Genomic DNA, 15713 nt, shown 5'->3' with positions numbered 1-15713 from the left:
AGCCGCCTGAGCGGCTTTCTTTTTATAGAATTGAACTTAAAAAGGCTTTAGTCCGTTCTTCCTTAGGATGGTCGAACAGCTCCGCAGGCGGTCCAGTTTCAACAATTTTTCCATCATGCATGTAAACAACACGATCTGCAACTTCTCTGGCAAAACCCATTTCGTGAGTGACTACAATCATGGTCATGCCTTCCTGGGCAAGCTGCTTCATCGTTTGCAGCACTTCCCCTACAAGTTCAGGGTCTAGTGCAGAAGTGGGTTCATCAAACAACATAATTTCCGGCTTCATCGCTAATGCCCTTGCAATCGCAACACGCTGCTTCTGCCCGCCGGAAAGTCTTGAAGGATAATCATTGGCTTTATCTGCCAGTCCTACTTTTTCTAACAGTGCTTTTCCTGCTTTTTCAGCTTCTGCCCTGCTCAGACCTTTTACCTGCATAGGAGCTTCTAGCACATTCCCTATGACAGTTTTATGAGGAAATAAGTTAAAATGTTGAAAAACCATTCCGACTTTCTGCCTGACTTTATTTAAATCTTCTTTCCTTGGATCGATTTCTTTGTCTTGAATGAGTACATCGCCGCTATTTTTCATTTCAAGGAAATTAAGACACCGTAGCAGTGTACTTTTCCCGGAACCACTAGCCCCGATTAAGACAACCACTTCACTTTCAGATACGTGAAAGTCAATGTCCTTTAAGACGTGTAGTTCGCCGAACGATTTATTTAGTTTTCTCACTTGAATCATTTTGCTTTTGCTTTCCAACGCAAACAGCCTCCTCTACTAATCACTCACTGACAGTTTTTTCTCAATTAAGCTAACCACAACGGTAAGCAGGAACACAAGAATTAAGTAATAAATGGCACTCACTAACAGCCAGGTCATATAATCAAATGTATTCGCTCCTTTTGTAGTGGCCACTGCAAAAATTTCTGATACTCCGATAAAGGCAGCTAAAGAAGAGTCTTTAAGGCCAATGATAAACTGATTTCCTAAAGGAGGAAGTGCTCTACGGAGTGCCTGCGGAAGCACAATTCGCCTCATTGTTAAGGAGCGGCTCATTCCAAGGGAACGCCCTGCTTCGGTCTGTCCTTTTCCAATTGACTGAATAGAACCTCTAAAAATTTCAGCAATGTACGCCCCATTATGGAATGCAAGACCTAAAGAGACGGACCAGAACCCACTGATCATCCAAATGTTTGTAAGTCCATAGTAAAATACAAAAATTTGTACGATTAAAGGCGTTCCTCTAACGATATAAATATAAACATTGGCAATCCACTCAAGAATTTTGATATGAGATATTTTAAGCAGGGCAAAGAATAACCCAATAAAGATGGCTATGAAAATAGAAACGGCTGTTAAAGCTAAGGTCATTTTTGAAGCCTCAAGAAATATCCCCCGGCTGTCGATAAGCGCCTCCCAAAATCCAGTTGACAAGTACAAAACATTCATCCCCTTCATTAAAGTTAAAAAGAGTACGCATGCGCGCACTCTTTTTAGAACCTATTACTAAAGTTACTCAGGTTTTTTAGTAATATCTTCGCCAAAGTATTTATCACTAATTTCAGCAAGTGTTCCGTCTTCGCGAAGTGTCTTCAAAGCTGCGTTGATATCTTCCAGTAACTTGTCATTGCCTTTGGCAACGGCAATGGCTTGTTCACTTCTTTCAATCATTTTCTTTGCCTCTATATCGAGTCCTTGCCCTTTGGCTTCTTTACCAGTAAGAAAGTCCGTAATTACTGCATCATGGCGGCCTTTAGATAAAGATTGCAAAGCAACAACGTCACTGTCATAGGTTTTGATTTTGTCAGTCACTTCTTGAGCATACTTTGCATAAGTGGAGCCCTTCGAAACAGCTACTTCCTTCCCTTTAAGATCATCTAAAGTTTTAATGTCACTATCGGGACGTGTAAAAATCTGTGCGCCCGAGTAGTAATAAGGTGTTGAAAAATCAACTTCTTTTTGACGTTCCGGTGTGATCGTATGGCTCGCTACTGCCGCATCAAACCGTCCAGTTTTTACACCTTCCACAATCGCAGCAAATTTGAATTTTTGCTGAGCAGGTTCTAAGCCTAATTGATCTGCCACAGCATTGGCGACATCGATGTCAAACCCTGTCATTTCCCCTCCTGAAGTCATACTGAAAGGACGGAACTCGCCTGAAGCAGCGAATGTGAATTTCCCATCTTTCACCAGCTTATATTCAGAGGCAGCTTCACCAGTATCCCCTGAGGTATCTGAAGATTCGCTATTGTTTTCAGAAGTGCCGCCTTCATCACTTGTCCCGCAAGCTGCTAAAGAAAGCATAATTATGGCACTTAAAGTAAATAAAAGTAAAAGTTTTTTCATCGTTACTACATCTCTCCTTCATCTTTGTAACGTCTTTGTAATAAACCAATACATAAAATTATACATAGTAATCAGATTTTTCCCAAAATTAACTACCTTTGATATTTTGTTAAATAAGATAAGATACAGCTTAATCCTTTACTAAGCTTGGGTTTCCTTATTATTTCCGGGAAATCCTCTAATTGTTCGAGCATATATGCTCATTATCCCAAAAAAAGCCGCTTCTATGCGCAGAAGCGGCCAGTCTATGAGGTTTATATCATGAAATAAACAAAAAAGCCTGCAAGCGAATACCTTTGTTGTTCGCTTGCAGGCTTATAGAAAAGGAAGTTAACGAATAAATTCCAATATAGTACGCCACGCCGCTTCTTTTCCCTCACCTGTTTCTGCAGAGAAAGGGATAAAAGGATCCTCTTCATCCATCTGCAGTGTTTCTTTGATCAATCGAATTTGTTTTTGCTGCTGACTTTTTTTTATTTTATCCAATTTTGTAGCTACAATCATGACTGGTAATTCATAGTGCTTTAAAAAATCGTACATCATACAATCTTCGTCGGTCGGTTCATGACGAATATCTACAATTAAAGCCGTCGCACGCAGCTGCTCCCGCTCTGAGAAATATTCATCCATCATCTCTCCCCATTTGGCCCGTTCTGTTTTAGAAACTTTTGCATAACCATAGCCGGGTACATCTACAAAATGAAACTGATCATTAATAATATAAAAATTTAATGTTTGTGTCTTACCCGGTCTGGAAGAAGTTCGCGCAAGGTTTTTTCTTTGAATCAATTTATTAATAAACGATGATTTCCCCACATTTGACCGCCCAGCCAAGGCAATTTCAGGAATCAGGGCGCTCGGGTATTGTTTTTTACTTGCAGCACTTATGACAATCTCTGCAGTATTAACTTTCATAATTTTCCGCCGCCAATGCTTGATCTAATACTTCATCTAAGTGTTTCACTGGGACAAATGTAAGTTCCGAACGGACGCTATCAGGAATGTCTTCTAAATCTTTCTCATTATCTGCAGGAATGATGACTGTCGTTAAGCCAGCCCTATGTGCACTTAGAGATTTTTGTTTCAAGCCTCCAATAGGCAGGACACGTCCCCGAAGTGTGATTTCCCCTGTCATCCCGACTTCTTTTTTCACTGCCCTTCCTGTTAGAGCAGATACGAGAGCCGTAGCCATTGTAATTCCAGCAGAAGGGCCGTCTTTAGGGGTAGCCCCTTCCGGCACGTGAATATGGATATCGTTCTTTTCTACAAAGTCCGCATCAATTTTAAGTTCTTCTGCTCGGGAACGAATATAACTAAATGCCGCCTGAGCAGACTCTTTCATTACATCTCCCAGCTTTCCAGTAAGAGTAAGGTTTCCTTTCCCTGGGTATATGGAAACTTCTATGGAGAGTGTATCTCCCCCAGCTGACGTATAAGCTAACCCCGTAGCCGCCCCTACTTGATCCTCTAATTCGGCTTGTCCATAACGAAATTTTGGCCGCCCAATCAGTTCTTCCAGCTGTTTCATTGTTACAACTACGCGCTGTTTTTCACCAGAAACAAGAATCTTAGCTGCTTTTCGGCATATATTCGCCAATTCACGTTCCAATCCACGTACTCCCGCTTCTCTCGTATATCTTCTTATAAGTTTTAACAGAGCGTCTTCTCTTATTTGCAGCTGTGATTTAGTTAGTCCGTTTTCCTTAATTTGTTTAGGAAGCAAATGCTCTTTTGCAATGTGAAGCTTCTCAACCTCTGTATAACCTGCAATAGAAATGACTTCCATTCTATCCATCAGTGGACCAGGGATAGAACTCATCGTATTAGCGGTTGCAATAAACATTACTTTAGACAAATCATAATGTTCCTCTATAAAGTGATCGCTGAAGGTGCTATTCTGTTCAGGGTCTAACACTTCCAGCATAGCTGAGGAAGGATCTCCTCTAAAATCACTGGCCATTTTATCGATTTCATCCAATAGGAAAACCGGATTGACGGTTTCTGCCCGCTTCATCCCTTGAATGATTCGTCCCGGCATGGCTCCAATATAAGTTCTTCTATGGCCACGAATCTCTGCTTCATCTCTGATTCCCCCAAGAGAAATACGAACAAATTTCCGGTTAATGGCCCGGCCAATTGATTTTGCCAATGACGTTTTCCCGACACCTGGAGGTCCTACGAGGCAGAGGATCGGTCCTTTTATGGACTGGGTCAGCTTTTGGACCGCTAAATATTCCAGAACCCGTTCCTTTACTTTTTCTAAGCCATAATGATCCTCATCCAGGATTTTTTCGGCATGTCTTACATCCAGGTTATCTTCTGTTTCCACCGTCCATGGCAAGGAAACAAGCCACTCGATGTAATTTCTAATAACTGAGCTCTCGGCAGAACTTTGAGGGACTTTTTCATATCTGCCGAGTTCTTTCTCCGCCACAGCCTGAACTCTTTCAGGCATATTAGCTTCTTCTATTTTTTCCCTTAAACTCGCCACCTCTCCAGACTTACCGTCTCTATCACCTAATTCGTTCTGGATCGCTTTCATTTGTTCCCGCAAATAATATTCTTTTTGCGTTTTTTCCATAGACTTTTTAACGCGCTGCCCGATTTTTTGTTCGATTTGTAAGACTTCTCTTTCATTGCCTATCATTTCGATTAGTTTACGCAGACGCTTCTTTACGTTTTTCGTTTCAAGAATCGTCTGCTTATCCTTAATTTTTATTGGAAGATGAGAAGTAATCATATCGGCTAAGTGACTTGGTTCATCAATATCGGACACGGTATTAAACGTTTCCTGACTCACCTTTTTTGATACTTTAACATATTGTTCAAACTGGCTGACGAGCGTCCGCATCAATGCTTCTTCTTCATTTTGCTCTTCGTGCTCATCCTCAAGTTTGAGAATATTAGCATGGTAATACTGCTCGCCTTCTTCCATGTCGTGGATGCTTGCACGGTATAACCCTTCAACAAGCACTCTATTCGTGCCATTCGGAAGCTTTACCATTTGTTTAATTCGGACTACAGTTCCGACGTTATACAAATCATCCTGTGTAGGTTCATCAATATTCACTTCTTTTTGGGATACTAAGAAAATTTCATTATCATCCATCATCGCTTTTTCTAAAGCGTGTACAGATTTTTCACGTCCAACATCTAGATGGAGGACCATTGATGGGTAAACTAAAAGCCCCCTGAGGGGGAGGAGGGGAATTTGTGTACTTTGTTTATCTGCCATTGCTTGCACCTCCGAATAATCCGTTTTTGTATTTTCATCATATAGAAATAAACTTGGAAAGTAAACTGATGGATAGCCTAATCCCATAGCACTTTAACCCCTTAGCAATAAGTCCAAGGGGGAGATATATGTATTATGAGCAACCATTTTCTCTTTCATGCCCCACATCAAGTTAACTAATTAAAAAGAACCGCGCTACAGATCGGCGTAGCGCGGTTCCAAGTTAATAAGAAATCCAATTAAGCACTTTCTTTAGGAGTTTCTTTATTATCGTCCTCAACCGTTCCGTCCGTTAAAATCAGTTTAGGACGACCGTTTTCCGAAGTGACTGTTTCCTTTGTAATAATGCACTTCTCAATATCATCACGTGAAGGAAGCTCATACATGACATCAAGCATAATACCTTCGATGATAGAACGTAATCCACGTGCTCCTGTTTTGCGCTCAATGGCTAAGTGGGCAATTTCACGAAGGGCTTCATCATCGATTTCAAGTTCCACATGATCGATTTGGAAAAGCTTTTGATATTGCTTAACGAGCGCATTTTTAGGCTTCGTCAAAATTTCTACAAGCGCATCTTCATCTAAATGCTCAAGGCTGCCAATAACCGGCAGACGTCCGATAAACTCAGGAATCAGCCCATAACTTAACAGATCTTCAGGAAGAACCTTGGTCAATAGTTCTTTCTTTTCAGAATCGCTTGTCGTTTGCTCGGATCCAAAACCAATGACTTTACGTCCTAAGCGACGTTTAATAATCTGGTCAATCCCGTCAAAAGCTCCACCTACAATAAAGAGTACATTGGTTGTGTCAATTTGAATAAATTCTTGATGAGGATGCTTACGTCCTCCTTGAGGCGGTACACTTGCCTGGGTACCTTCAAGAATTTTAAGAAGCGCCTGCTGTACCCCTTCACCGGAAACATCACGAGTGATTGAAGGGTTTTCGGATTTGCGAGCCACTTTATCAATTTCATCAATATAAATGATCCCTTTTTCCGCTTTTTCTACGTCATAATCTGCAGCTTGAATCAGTTTAAGAAGAATGTTTTCCACATCTTCTCCAACATAACCAGCTTCTGTTAATGATGTAGCATCCGCTATAGCAAAAGGTACATTCAAAATTCTTGCCAGCGTTTGCGCCAGTAATGTTTTACCGCTTCCTGTCGGTCCAAGCATTAAAATATTACTTTTTGCTAATTCAACATCATCATTTTTAACTCCAGCATTAATCCGCTTATAATGATTGTAAACAGCGACCGATAAATTCTTTTTTGCCTGGTCCTGGCCGATGACGTAATCATTAAGAATCTCACGAATTTCCTGAGGCTTTGGAACCTCTTTAAATTCCACTTCTTCTTCATTTCCGAGCTCTTCTTCTACAATTTCTGTACAAAGTTCAATGCACTCGTCACATATATATACGCCAGGCCCTGCTACTAATTTGCGAACTTGATCCTGACTCTTACCGCAGAAAGAACATTTTAATTGTCCTTTTTCTTCGTTAAATTTAAACATATATTTCACCCCTTAATAAAATGACGCATAAAATGCGACTGAAGTCTAAGATATAACTCTTTCGATTCAGCTTCTTTTGCTCATCATACCAAATAAACCACAAACAAAAAAGTAATACCCATTAATTTAGAGGAGATTGTACCATCCTCATTATGTAGATATGTTTTACATAAGTCAAACAAAAGCCTATCTTTATTATTGTATGTAAAAATTGGGTGGTTTCATACACAAACCCTGAAATTACTTAAGATAAATATGAGAAAACAAGGAGCAAAATTATCGCTCCTTGTCTTTTCCATTCATTATTTAGTTTGGCTGTTGGCCACTAAAACATCAATAGCTTTGCGGATCTTCAAGTCTTCTTTAATCATGTCTGTGTTTCCGCCAAGCATTTGCGTCAGCTGTTCCACATCTGTCTGATACGTAGAAGCCATGTTTTCAAGCTCAGCATTCACATCTTCCTCAGAAGCTGCAACTTCTTCGGCTTCAGAAATGGCTTCAAGCGTCAAGTTTGTTTTTACACGTTTAGCTGCGTCTTCTTTCATTTGTTCACGGAGTGCGTCTTCGTCCTGACCCGTAAATTGGAAGTACATATCTTTCGTCATTCCCTGCATTTGCAGGCGCTGTTCAAATTCATTGACCATGCGATCAAGCTCTGTATCTACCATTGCATCCGGTACATCGACCTCAGCATTTTCAGCAGCTTTCTGGACCAAGGTGTCGCGCTTATGATTTTCAGCTTCTGTCTTTTTCTGTTCTTCCAGACGCTCGCGGGTTTTTGTCGTTAGTTCCTCAAGAGATTCGACTTCCTCATCGACATCTTTTGCGAATTCATCGTCAAGCTCAGGAAGTTCTTTTCCTTTAATTTCATGAATTTTCACTTTAAAGAGGGCTTCTTTACCAGCAAGCTCTTCTGCATGGTATTCTTCCGGAAACGTGACGTTAACATCCACTTCTTCTCCAGTTTTTTTACCAACCAGCTGCTCTTCAAAACCTGGAATAAAAGAGCCTGAACCGATTTCAAGTGAATAATTATCTGCCTGGCCGCCTTCGAAAGCTTCACCATCTACAAAGCCTTCAAAATCCATCACTACCGTGTCGCCATCTTCTACTTCTCCGTCTTCTTTGACGACCAGTTCAGCTTGACGCTCTTGAAGCTGTTTCAATTCGTTTTGCACGTCCTCTTCAGTTACCTCCGTGCTGAGCTCTTCTACTTCAAGACCTTTATATTCACCAAGTTTCACTTCCGGTTTAACCGTAACATCCGCAGTAAATACTAGATCCTTACCTTTTTCAATTTCCTTTACGTCTACTTCAGGACGATCAACTGGTTCAATTCCAGTTTCTTCGACAGCTTTTGAATAAGCTTCCGGAAGAACGATATCCAAAGCATCCTGGTATAAAGATTCCACACCAAAACGCTGTTCAAAAAGCTTACGAGGTACTTTCCCTTTACGGAAGCCTGGCACCTGAACTTGTTGAACTACTTTCTTAAAGGCTTTGTCAAGTGCCTGATCGAACTCACTTGCCGGAACTTCTACAGTAAGAGTCCCTTGATTGCCTTCTTGTTTTTCCCATTTTGCTGACATAAAAATTCCCTCCAACATCTATCATTCATTTTCGTCAAGTGACGAGTGATGGCTGATTCTATGAGTCTTTTACATACGAATCTAATTTGCAACCATTACATTATAACATAAAGATATGTGCTTTCAACAAGTGATCCGCAGCTTCATAAATAACTGCGGATGATTTTTTATTGCTCAACGATGGCTAAGTAATGTTGTTCACAAGTTTCTATCTCTTCCTTATATATAGATACGTTGTTTAAATCATTATTGTAATTGTATGGCAGCTGAAGATATTCATGACCGATCTGTTTCAAGGCTTCCACAATAACGGGAACTTCATGTTCGTCAGGAAATATCGGATACCTTACATAGCAATAATGGTAGAGCAGCTGATTCAGCATGTCGAACATGGTAGGATTACTCTGTTCAATACTCCCTAAACGCATTTGCACTTGTTTTAGAATATAGTCCGAGTGAAGCTGATTTAGTTCAGAAGGAGTCACTTCAATGTACTGACCAAACTTCTTTACTTTTATGTGATCTGAGAAACCACTGTCTCTAAACCATTCGATTATCGCTGTTTTAATAATCGGATGTACTGATTCTTTCATTAATAATGGTTTGTACATCTCAGCATAATGCTGAGCAGGTTGTTTTAGGAGACGTGATAACATTTGCCACTGATTATGTACGTCGTTATTTTCAAGAGCTTCAAAAAAGTGATGGCTGTATTTCTCACCTTCTGATTTATGCGTTTCCTCAAGCAGCTTTTTACTTACTTCGTACATTTGCCAAAGCTGCGTACGATTTTGATGCGGTACTTCTTCCGTATGAAAAACCTCATCAAGTAAATCGATAAGCTCCTGATAGCGGCTGTCTTGAAAAAGAATGGTTATGTAAATATGTAAATATTCATAGTAATTCTCTTCATCGACTTTCATTTGCTGGCGGCACAATTCTTCCGCTTCTTCAAGCTGTCCCAGTTCGATCCAGCTCATTAACAACCCTGTAATGACGTCATGATTGGCTACTTTATAGTCAAGCAGTGGACGTAAAGCCTGGGCAGCATCCTGATATCTTTTGTCTTTTACAGCTTGCAGCCCCTCTTGTTCCAGTCGTTTCCTCCATTTTGGGAACATGACAATGTTCCCTTTCTGATTTTCCATAAGCCACCCTTCCTAATTTACCTGTAAAATAATTTTTTCTTTCTCTATTCTTTCCTAAAAGCTGTCGCCCCAAACATAACCTGTCAGGCGATTTAAAGTAAAGATTTCCTGCGTTTTTTATGGACCTTATCTTTACCCCTCACTGCTTAGAGCTATGTTAAACCACTTTTACTGCAAACACAACTAATAATAAGGAAGGTTTACGAAGGATGTCGAATAAGTAGGTCTAATGTAAAAGAAGGCAATAAAATTGAGCTCAAAATTACCATAACGACTCGGAAAAACTCCCTCAAGAAAATTGGCAGCGCTTCCATCGGAAAAACAGGTCTATTTTCCCATGTAATATTTTTGCTTTTTGTTAAAATAAGTAAATGTGTATCAGTTCTAATAATTTCATGTAAAAATCAAGGGGTTGTATAAGTTGTCTCTGTTGGATGATCAAACTTTACTTGAAGCTTATCTTGAGTCTTTGAAACTTCAGTTAGATAAAGATTTTGTACATTTGCTAGCTGAAGAAATGGATAGACGCTCCATTGAATTGCCAGCTAACTAAAGATACATCCATTCTCTTATAGATAGGTCGGATACCATTGAGCATATGCTCAATGGTATTTTAATGTGTTAAAATCCCTTTTCTCGAAAAAATTTTTCAATTTTTTCAACATATTTGCATTAATCTACGATTTTTTTGTAAAAATTCAAAAAATTTCTCCACATTTGTCTTATTTTGTATATAATAACAATATAAGAGGTTAAGGTGCATAACAGATACAGCAATTATTGTTTTCATTTCACCAGCCGGTGGTTCTTCCTTCATCTCTTATCATTCATACATAGAGGGGTGGTTTACAAAGCTAATCTGGGAAATAGAATGGCTTAAAATAGGACAGGTATTGGTTAGCCTTCAGTTTTTCTCATGCTTTTAAAAAACCATTAATCATTTAGGAGGATGAAGGATGAAAAGATTAATAATATACCTTCTGCTAGTCATGTTGTTTTCTATTGGAACAGCTTCTTCTATTGAATTTGCAGCAGATCCAGGTGATCCAGGAATGGGGATTGTTTCTCCCAATTATGACCCAGGCGATCCGGGAATGGGATAATATTAACAATTTGATTTACGAAAAAAAGCAGGCAATCCTATTGCCTGCTTTTTTCGTTTATAAATAGTTTTGCAAGATCTTCCACTGTTCTATTTTTTCAAGTCGGTTTTTATTATATTTTCCTGGAATGGGACTTGTCGAAGGCAAACGGTGAGTAGGGATTGTTAGATGGGAAAAATATTTAGTATATACTTGAAATGATTTTTGGCCATTAAAAAAAAGTGCTTTGATATTCGGATATTCTCTTAACAGTTCATCAATCGGGTTGGGATACCCGTTTTTTATTTGGACATCAAGGCTGCCTTTTCTTTCACAGAATTTCAATACATCCCACAAAGCAATATGGTGCTCTTTAATAAAAGCAATCCTCGAATCATAACTTTCAATAGGTTCCGTATCAAATATAGAAAATAGGATCGACCAGAAATGATTTCTGTTATTGCCATAATACTCTTGTTTCCGTAAAGATTCTCTGCTTGGCATAGATCCTAAAATCATAACAGCAGAATTCTGGTCAATTACAGGGTTAAAGCTGGTAATTTTCTCTCCCATTCTTTATCTCTGACATTCCTCTCTATTTAAGCTCTTAATTGAGATTGTTGTGCGGTTATTTTAAGTTTATCCGCTTTGGAAGGGTGCAGATTTTCTTCAATCGTTTTCTCTAATAGCGCTACTTTACGTTTTTCTTCAGCTACTTCTTCTTTAAGTTTTTTATTTTCTTTAACTAAGAAATCACGCTGATCGAAAATTCTCTCCATATCTTCTCTCATTCTATTAACCTCCTCTTGTGTTTATCATTATACCAATTTCGACAAAACTTGGCATAACTTAACACAAACTTAAAATAACAAATTTAGAGCTGGATGTCTTTCAAAAAGCCTCCTGGAACACATTACTTCGATTTATAAACAAAAAAAGCAATAACAACCATTCCAATGACACTAGCTACAAATACTGTAATAATCAAGACTGATTCCCAGGAAAACATCGGGATCACCACTTTTTATCTCCATCTTGTACAATATTCCATTTTCTTATTCAGTTACTCCTTTTTTAACTCATTCACTTTTTTCATTGTTTCATGGAGAATCGTAAAAGATGAGCAAATGAGTGGAGAAACTCATCAGAGGAAATTGGATTGTCATGAAGAAAAAAGCGTGAAGCTTAATAAGATGGACACCATTCTACTGAACTAATATGTAATTTATCTGAGTCGTTTTTTGTTTTTGCAAATATCACGAGATAAATCAAAAACTCCCTTACTCAGGGAGTTTTCTTTCTTCCATCTTTAAGAGACATATGGTAACGATTGAGAGAAGATGGACCACCATTATATTACCATAACAATGCAAACAGTTAAAAGATTCAGCTTACACTTAAAAAACTAAAAACCAGGGTTGTTTTGTTTGAATTTTTCCCATGCTTGTTTTGAGCCTGCTTTTAAAGATTCTCTATCCGCTTTTAAGCGATGGACTGAATCTCCATACCCAATCTCTGTCTCTCCTTCTTCAATTTCAGCAAAAACTGAATCGGCAAATTCTTGAAGATTGGCACCGAACGTATGCATCCCCGGTCCTCCAAGATCGGTATTAACAGCCGGAGGAAATATTTCAATAACCTCTATATTCGTGTTTTCTAATTGTAATCGCAACGTTTGTGTGAAAGAATGCAACGCAGCTTTCGTGGCACTGTAAACAGGCACCCACGCTCCAGGAGACAGGGCTAACCCAGAGGAAACGTTAATAATCGCCGCTTCCTCTTTCTCTTTGAAAAAGGGGGCAAACAGCATCGTTAAATGGACCGGCCCATCCACATTTATTTTCAATTCGTTTTTTGCCCTCTTCCAGTCGTCCGTGTCTTTAAGTAATTGGAATCGTTCTTGTATGCCTGCATTATTAATAAGGATATTCACTTCAGGAAAATGAGTGGTGATCCAAGTAAACAATTCAATCCTGTCTTCTTCTTTTGCCACATCACACGTTTTAATATGAAGGCCAGGGTGTTGATGCCGGGCTTCCTCCAATTTATCTTTTGTACGCCCTGCGATAATGACTTCGTTTCCAGCTGCCAAATAACGTTCAGCTAAGGCAAGTCCTATCCCGGACCCTCCACCAGTGATTAATATGGTATGACCTGAAAAATTCATAGTCCCCATCCTTTCTTCATTCATAAGCTGATCCTGAATTTATTGTATAATAATTCTGCCTGAGTCTTCCCCTCTTCTACACCCTTTCCCAAGAACCTATTTTCTGAATTATGTCCGATACTTTAATTGTGTAGCTGCTTACAGCAAGTCCCTTTACCACAATACCCCGATCTGTTATGACTTATGTGTTCCAATTCCGCCTCATGTTCTTTCAATATCCTGGCTAGCATTTTTCAACCATCAGAAAACTTACAGTCAGCCCCATTGGTGGCATATAGTTTTTCAGTACAGACAAAATAACAACCTTCCCACAAAAATATTCCTCTCCAATCCTTTATATTTTATTACCAGGTGGAATTTGAGCTTAAACCATTGTATGTAATCGTATGATCAAGTACACGGTCCAAATTTTCTGTGAGATGAGTATCCGTATCTAAAATCGGATTGTTGGGAGATAATCCCTTATTTAGTCATTGGATAAGATTCATAACTCATTCTCTACCGTACTAGCTTTTAAGACAACTACAATCGGAAAATTTGGGTTTTACCCTTTCCATTCAGCCTTAATTCTTCATACACTATTCTATTCCCCGGTTTAGGAGGTGAAAGGATGAGTTACGGTTATGGAAGTGGTTTCGCGCTAATTGTAGTGTTGTTTATCCTGCTTATCATCGTTGGTGCCGCTTGGTTATAAAATTTTTTAGAACCCCATAAATATTTTGTCAGGGCTCTTGCCCTGGCATAAAATTCCAACGACTGATCCATAGTTAATCTCGGAATGGGCATACGCCTTCCCGTTGTCATTCACTAGGCATATGATACAGACAGAGAGGAAAAGGTGGTGAATGTTATGAGTTGTGGCTGTGGTTGTGGCGGATATGGATACGCAGGTGGATTTGTATTAATATTAGTGTTATTTATTCTTTTGATTATTATAGGTGCAGCAGTTTATTACTAAGTACAGAGCAAAGCCTTTTTTAAACGACAGGAACTCCCTGTCGTTTTGTTATTTTAGGAACTTATCGTAAGATCACTCTTAGAATACAAACAGTCAACACTGCCCCCTTCATTAAAAAGAGAATGGTCATATAGAAAAAATTCTAGGTATGTTATTTTTTAAATAAAGGAGAATTAGATGTACTTATGCCTTTACTTACAACTTATGATAATGCTGACTACTTTTATAGGCTATGAACAGTTCTTTAAAGAAACAGCTATCAGCAATTTTATTTTAATTATGCTGCTTACGATTGAAGTATTAGTGATTCATCATTTGACTACCCACCTCACTTATAAAATTCATTGGGGCATCGTCCTCTTGTCCCTTTTAGCCACACATATCACCACCCTTTTTATTTGAACCTGCTACTGAGCTTTTCCAAGTCTTCTGCTCAATGCGGAAGAAAGCCTATCTGGACAAGTTCATGTGTTTTCCCTAACAATTAAACTAAACGATGGTATTATACGCTGTATAATACCATCGTTTAGTTTATAGAAGACCATATCCAAATGGATCAGTTCTCTATTCGTAATGAGTGGAAGTGATATAGATGGTTAAATTTCTTTCAACATATACTCTGGAATGGTGATTTCGTCCATGATATCCATAAATATTGAAACTAAATTCCCATCAAATTGAGTCCAGGAATGTTTCTTTAACTCTCTGAATGCTTCCTCTTGAGTCAACGTGTTTTTCTTATAATTCCGCTGGTCAATCGTCATTGTATCATAAGTATCACAAATGCCAATTATCCGCCCCTGGAGGGAGATCTCATCTCCCAATAATCGCCGGGGATATCCCGTTCCATCCCATCTTTCGTGATGATCACGGACAAATCTAGCGGCTCTCGTTAACCCTAAGTGTTTTCTAACGATAGTATTCCCTATATGGGCATGACTTTGGATAATGGTGTACTCCAAATCACTTAATTTAGTCGATTTTAATAAAATATTTTTTGAAAGCCCCATCTTGCCTATGTCATGTAAAAGAGCAGCAATACGCAAATCTTCATCATAGCAGCCCGTTCTTCTTGCCAGAGCACTGGATAAAAACATTACGCGAAGTGAATGATATTTAAATATTTGTATTATTTCATTGTCCTGGGCAATTTCGTAAAATAAACTTTCTGGGTCACGCCCCCATTCAGTTAACGAATTCTCTTCTTCATTTGACATCTCTTTTTTTAAAGCAGATCTAGGCTTAAAGTGTTTCTCCAAATACTTAAAAATTGACTCAAAAGTCTCCCTCTCTTCTCTCTTTCTTGAAATACAGTAAATAATCTCTAAATCTTTCTCAAAATACTGTGCTTCGCCTTTATCATTAATTATAATATTGTGGTTTAACCTTTCCTCAAGTTCTTCAAACCACTTTTCAATTATAGCTGGACTTTTCTCTACACGGGCTGAAAGTTCTTCTAAGGTATAGGTTTTCATTTGCTTACCACTCCTTCTATAAAATTAATAGACAAAGGAAAGCTTTTCGTTTGAAAATACTGCCTTAATCACCCTTTCCATTATTCGACTAATCTTTTCACCATTTTACATTTTTAATATAGTAAAGTAAAACGTTATCAAGAAATAAGTTCCATTTAATTGTGATATTTTTCATATTTACCCCCTCTTTAT

At 38.7% G+C, this 15713-nt stretch carries 17 protein-coding genes; 5 read left to right on the top strand and 12 right to left on the bottom strand.

Going from position 1 to position 15713, the window contains the following annotated elements; genetic code table 11:
- Nucleotides 1-22 precede the first annotated feature (22 nt).
- The 8 genes from MUN89_RS10150 to MUN89_RS10115 form a co-directional block, all read right to left on the bottom strand.
- On the bottom strand, nucleotides 23-745 hold the full coding sequence (locus MUN89_RS10150) for an amino acid ABC transporter ATP-binding protein (protein ID WP_244713711.1): 723 nt from the start codon (nucleotides 743-745) through the stop codon (nucleotides 23-25).
- 36 nt (nucleotides 746-781) lie between these two features.
- The gene (locus MUN89_RS10145) at nucleotides 782-1462 is read right to left on the bottom strand and encodes an amino acid ABC transporter permease (protein WP_396266087.1); all 681 of its coding nucleotides are present in this window, start codon (nucleotides 1460-1462) and stop codon (nucleotides 782-784) included.
- Between the two features lie 54 nt (nucleotides 1463-1516).
- Nucleotides 1517-2350: a transporter substrate-binding domain-containing protein gene (locus MUN89_RS10140; protein WP_244713316.1), complete on the bottom strand. Its 834-nt coding sequence runs from the start codon at nucleotides 2348-2350 to the stop codon at nucleotides 1517-1519.
- Between the two features lie 330 nt (nucleotides 2351-2680).
- The gene (yihA, locus tag MUN89_RS10135; protein WP_244713315.1) at nucleotides 2681-3265 is read right to left on the bottom strand and encodes a ribosome biogenesis GTP-binding protein YihA/YsxC; all 585 of its coding nucleotides are present in this window, start codon (nucleotides 3263-3265) and stop codon (nucleotides 2681-2683) included.
- Entirely contained in the window at nucleotides 3255-5585 is a 2331-nt protein-coding gene (gene lon, locus MUN89_RS10130) for an endopeptidase La (protein WP_244713314.1), read from the bottom strand. The genes yihA and lon overlap by 11 nt, the downstream gene beginning before the upstream one ends.
- Nucleotides 5586-5824: 239 nt before the next feature.
- Nucleotides 5825-7102: an ATP-dependent protease ATP-binding subunit ClpX gene (gene clpX, locus MUN89_RS10125; protein ID WP_244713313.1), complete on the bottom strand. Its 1278-nt coding sequence runs from the start codon at nucleotides 7100-7102 to the stop codon at nucleotides 5825-5827.
- Between the two features lie 302 nt (nucleotides 7103-7404).
- On the bottom strand, nucleotides 7405-8691 hold the full coding sequence (gene tig / locus MUN89_RS10120) for a trigger factor (RefSeq protein WP_244713312.1): 1287 nt from the start codon (nucleotides 8689-8691) through the stop codon (nucleotides 7405-7407).
- Nucleotides 8692-8858: 167 nt separating this feature from the next.
- Nucleotides 8859-9839: a tetratricopeptide repeat protein gene (locus tag MUN89_RS10115; RefSeq protein WP_244713311.1), complete on the bottom strand. Its 981-nt coding sequence runs from the start codon at nucleotides 9837-9839 to the stop codon at nucleotides 8859-8861.
- Nucleotides 9840-10269: 430 nt separating this feature from the next.
- On the opposite strand from MUN89_RS10115, the gene sda reads away from it, so the two are divergent.
- Both sda and MUN89_RS10105 read left to right on the top strand, forming a co-directional pair.
- Nucleotides 10270-10392 carry a sporulation histidine kinase inhibitor Sda gene (gene sda / locus MUN89_RS10110; RefSeq protein WP_244713310.1) on the top strand — a complete coding sequence of 41 codons (123 nt, stop codon included), beginning with the start codon at nucleotides 10270-10272 and terminating at the stop codon, nucleotides 10390-10392.
- Between the two features lie 403 nt (nucleotides 10393-10795).
- A complete protein-coding gene (locus MUN89_RS10105) occupies nucleotides 10796-10942 on the top strand; it encodes a hypothetical protein (RefSeq protein WP_244713309.1) in 147 nt (48 codons plus the stop codon).
- A gap of 57 nt (nucleotides 10943-10999) precedes the next feature.
- Here the strand turns inward: MUN89_RS10105 and MUN89_RS10100 are convergent, their stop codons facing one another.
- The 3 genes from MUN89_RS10100 to MUN89_RS10090 form a co-directional block, all read right to left on the bottom strand.
- Nucleotides 11000-11494: a DNA-deoxyinosine glycosylase gene (locus MUN89_RS10100; RefSeq protein WP_244713308.1), complete on the bottom strand. Its 495-nt coding sequence runs from the start codon at nucleotides 11492-11494 to the stop codon at nucleotides 11000-11002.
- 26 nt (nucleotides 11495-11520) lie between these two features.
- A complete protein-coding gene (locus tag MUN89_RS10095; protein WP_244713307.1) occupies nucleotides 11521-11712 on the bottom strand; it encodes a hypothetical protein in 192 nt (63 codons plus the stop codon).
- 614 nt (nucleotides 11713-12326) lie between these two features.
- Nucleotides 12327-13088 (bottom strand): SDR family oxidoreductase, encoded by a 762-nt coding sequence (locus tag MUN89_RS10090; protein ID WP_244713305.1) that lies wholly within the window; start codon nucleotides 13086-13088, stop codon nucleotides 12327-12329.
- A gap of 610 nt (nucleotides 13089-13698) precedes the next feature.
- Between MUN89_RS10090 and MUN89_RS10085 the strand changes: the two genes are divergently transcribed.
- The 3 genes from MUN89_RS10085 (at nucleotide 13699) to MUN89_RS10075 (ending at nucleotide 14448) form a co-directional block, all read left to right on the top strand.
- Nucleotides 13699-13782 carry a YjcZ family sporulation protein gene (locus MUN89_RS10085; protein ID WP_244713705.1) on the top strand — a complete coding sequence of 28 codons (84 nt, stop codon included), beginning with the start codon at nucleotides 13699-13701 and terminating at the stop codon, nucleotides 13780-13782.
- Between the two features lie 156 nt (nucleotides 13783-13938).
- Nucleotides 13939-14046, top strand: a complete 108-nt coding sequence (locus tag MUN89_RS10080; RefSeq protein ID WP_244713702.1) for a YjcZ family sporulation protein — start codon at nucleotides 13939-13941, stop codon at nucleotides 14044-14046.
- 204 nt (nucleotides 14047-14250) lie between these two features.
- Complete coding sequence (locus tag MUN89_RS10075) at nucleotides 14251-14448, top strand: hypothetical protein (RefSeq protein ID WP_244713304.1); 198 nt, start codon at nucleotides 14251-14253, stop codon at nucleotides 14446-14448.
- Between the two features lie 194 nt (nucleotides 14449-14642).
- Here MUN89_RS10075 and MUN89_RS10070 read toward each other — a convergent pair whose 3' ends face one another.
- Nucleotides 14643-15521, bottom strand: coding sequence for an HD-GYP domain-containing protein (locus MUN89_RS10070; protein WP_244713303.1), 879 nt, complete (start codon nucleotides 15519-15521; stop codon nucleotides 14643-14645).
- Between the last annotated feature and the right edge of the window lie 192 nt (nucleotides 15522-15713).

Source organism: Halobacillus salinarum (genome assembly GCF_022919095.1).
GTDB lineage: Bacteria > Bacillota > Bacilli > Bacillales > Halobacillaceae > Halobacillus_B > Halobacillus_B salinarum.
Note: the sequence above shows the minus strand (reverse complement) of the source record. Positions and strands in the feature narration are given on the sequence as shown.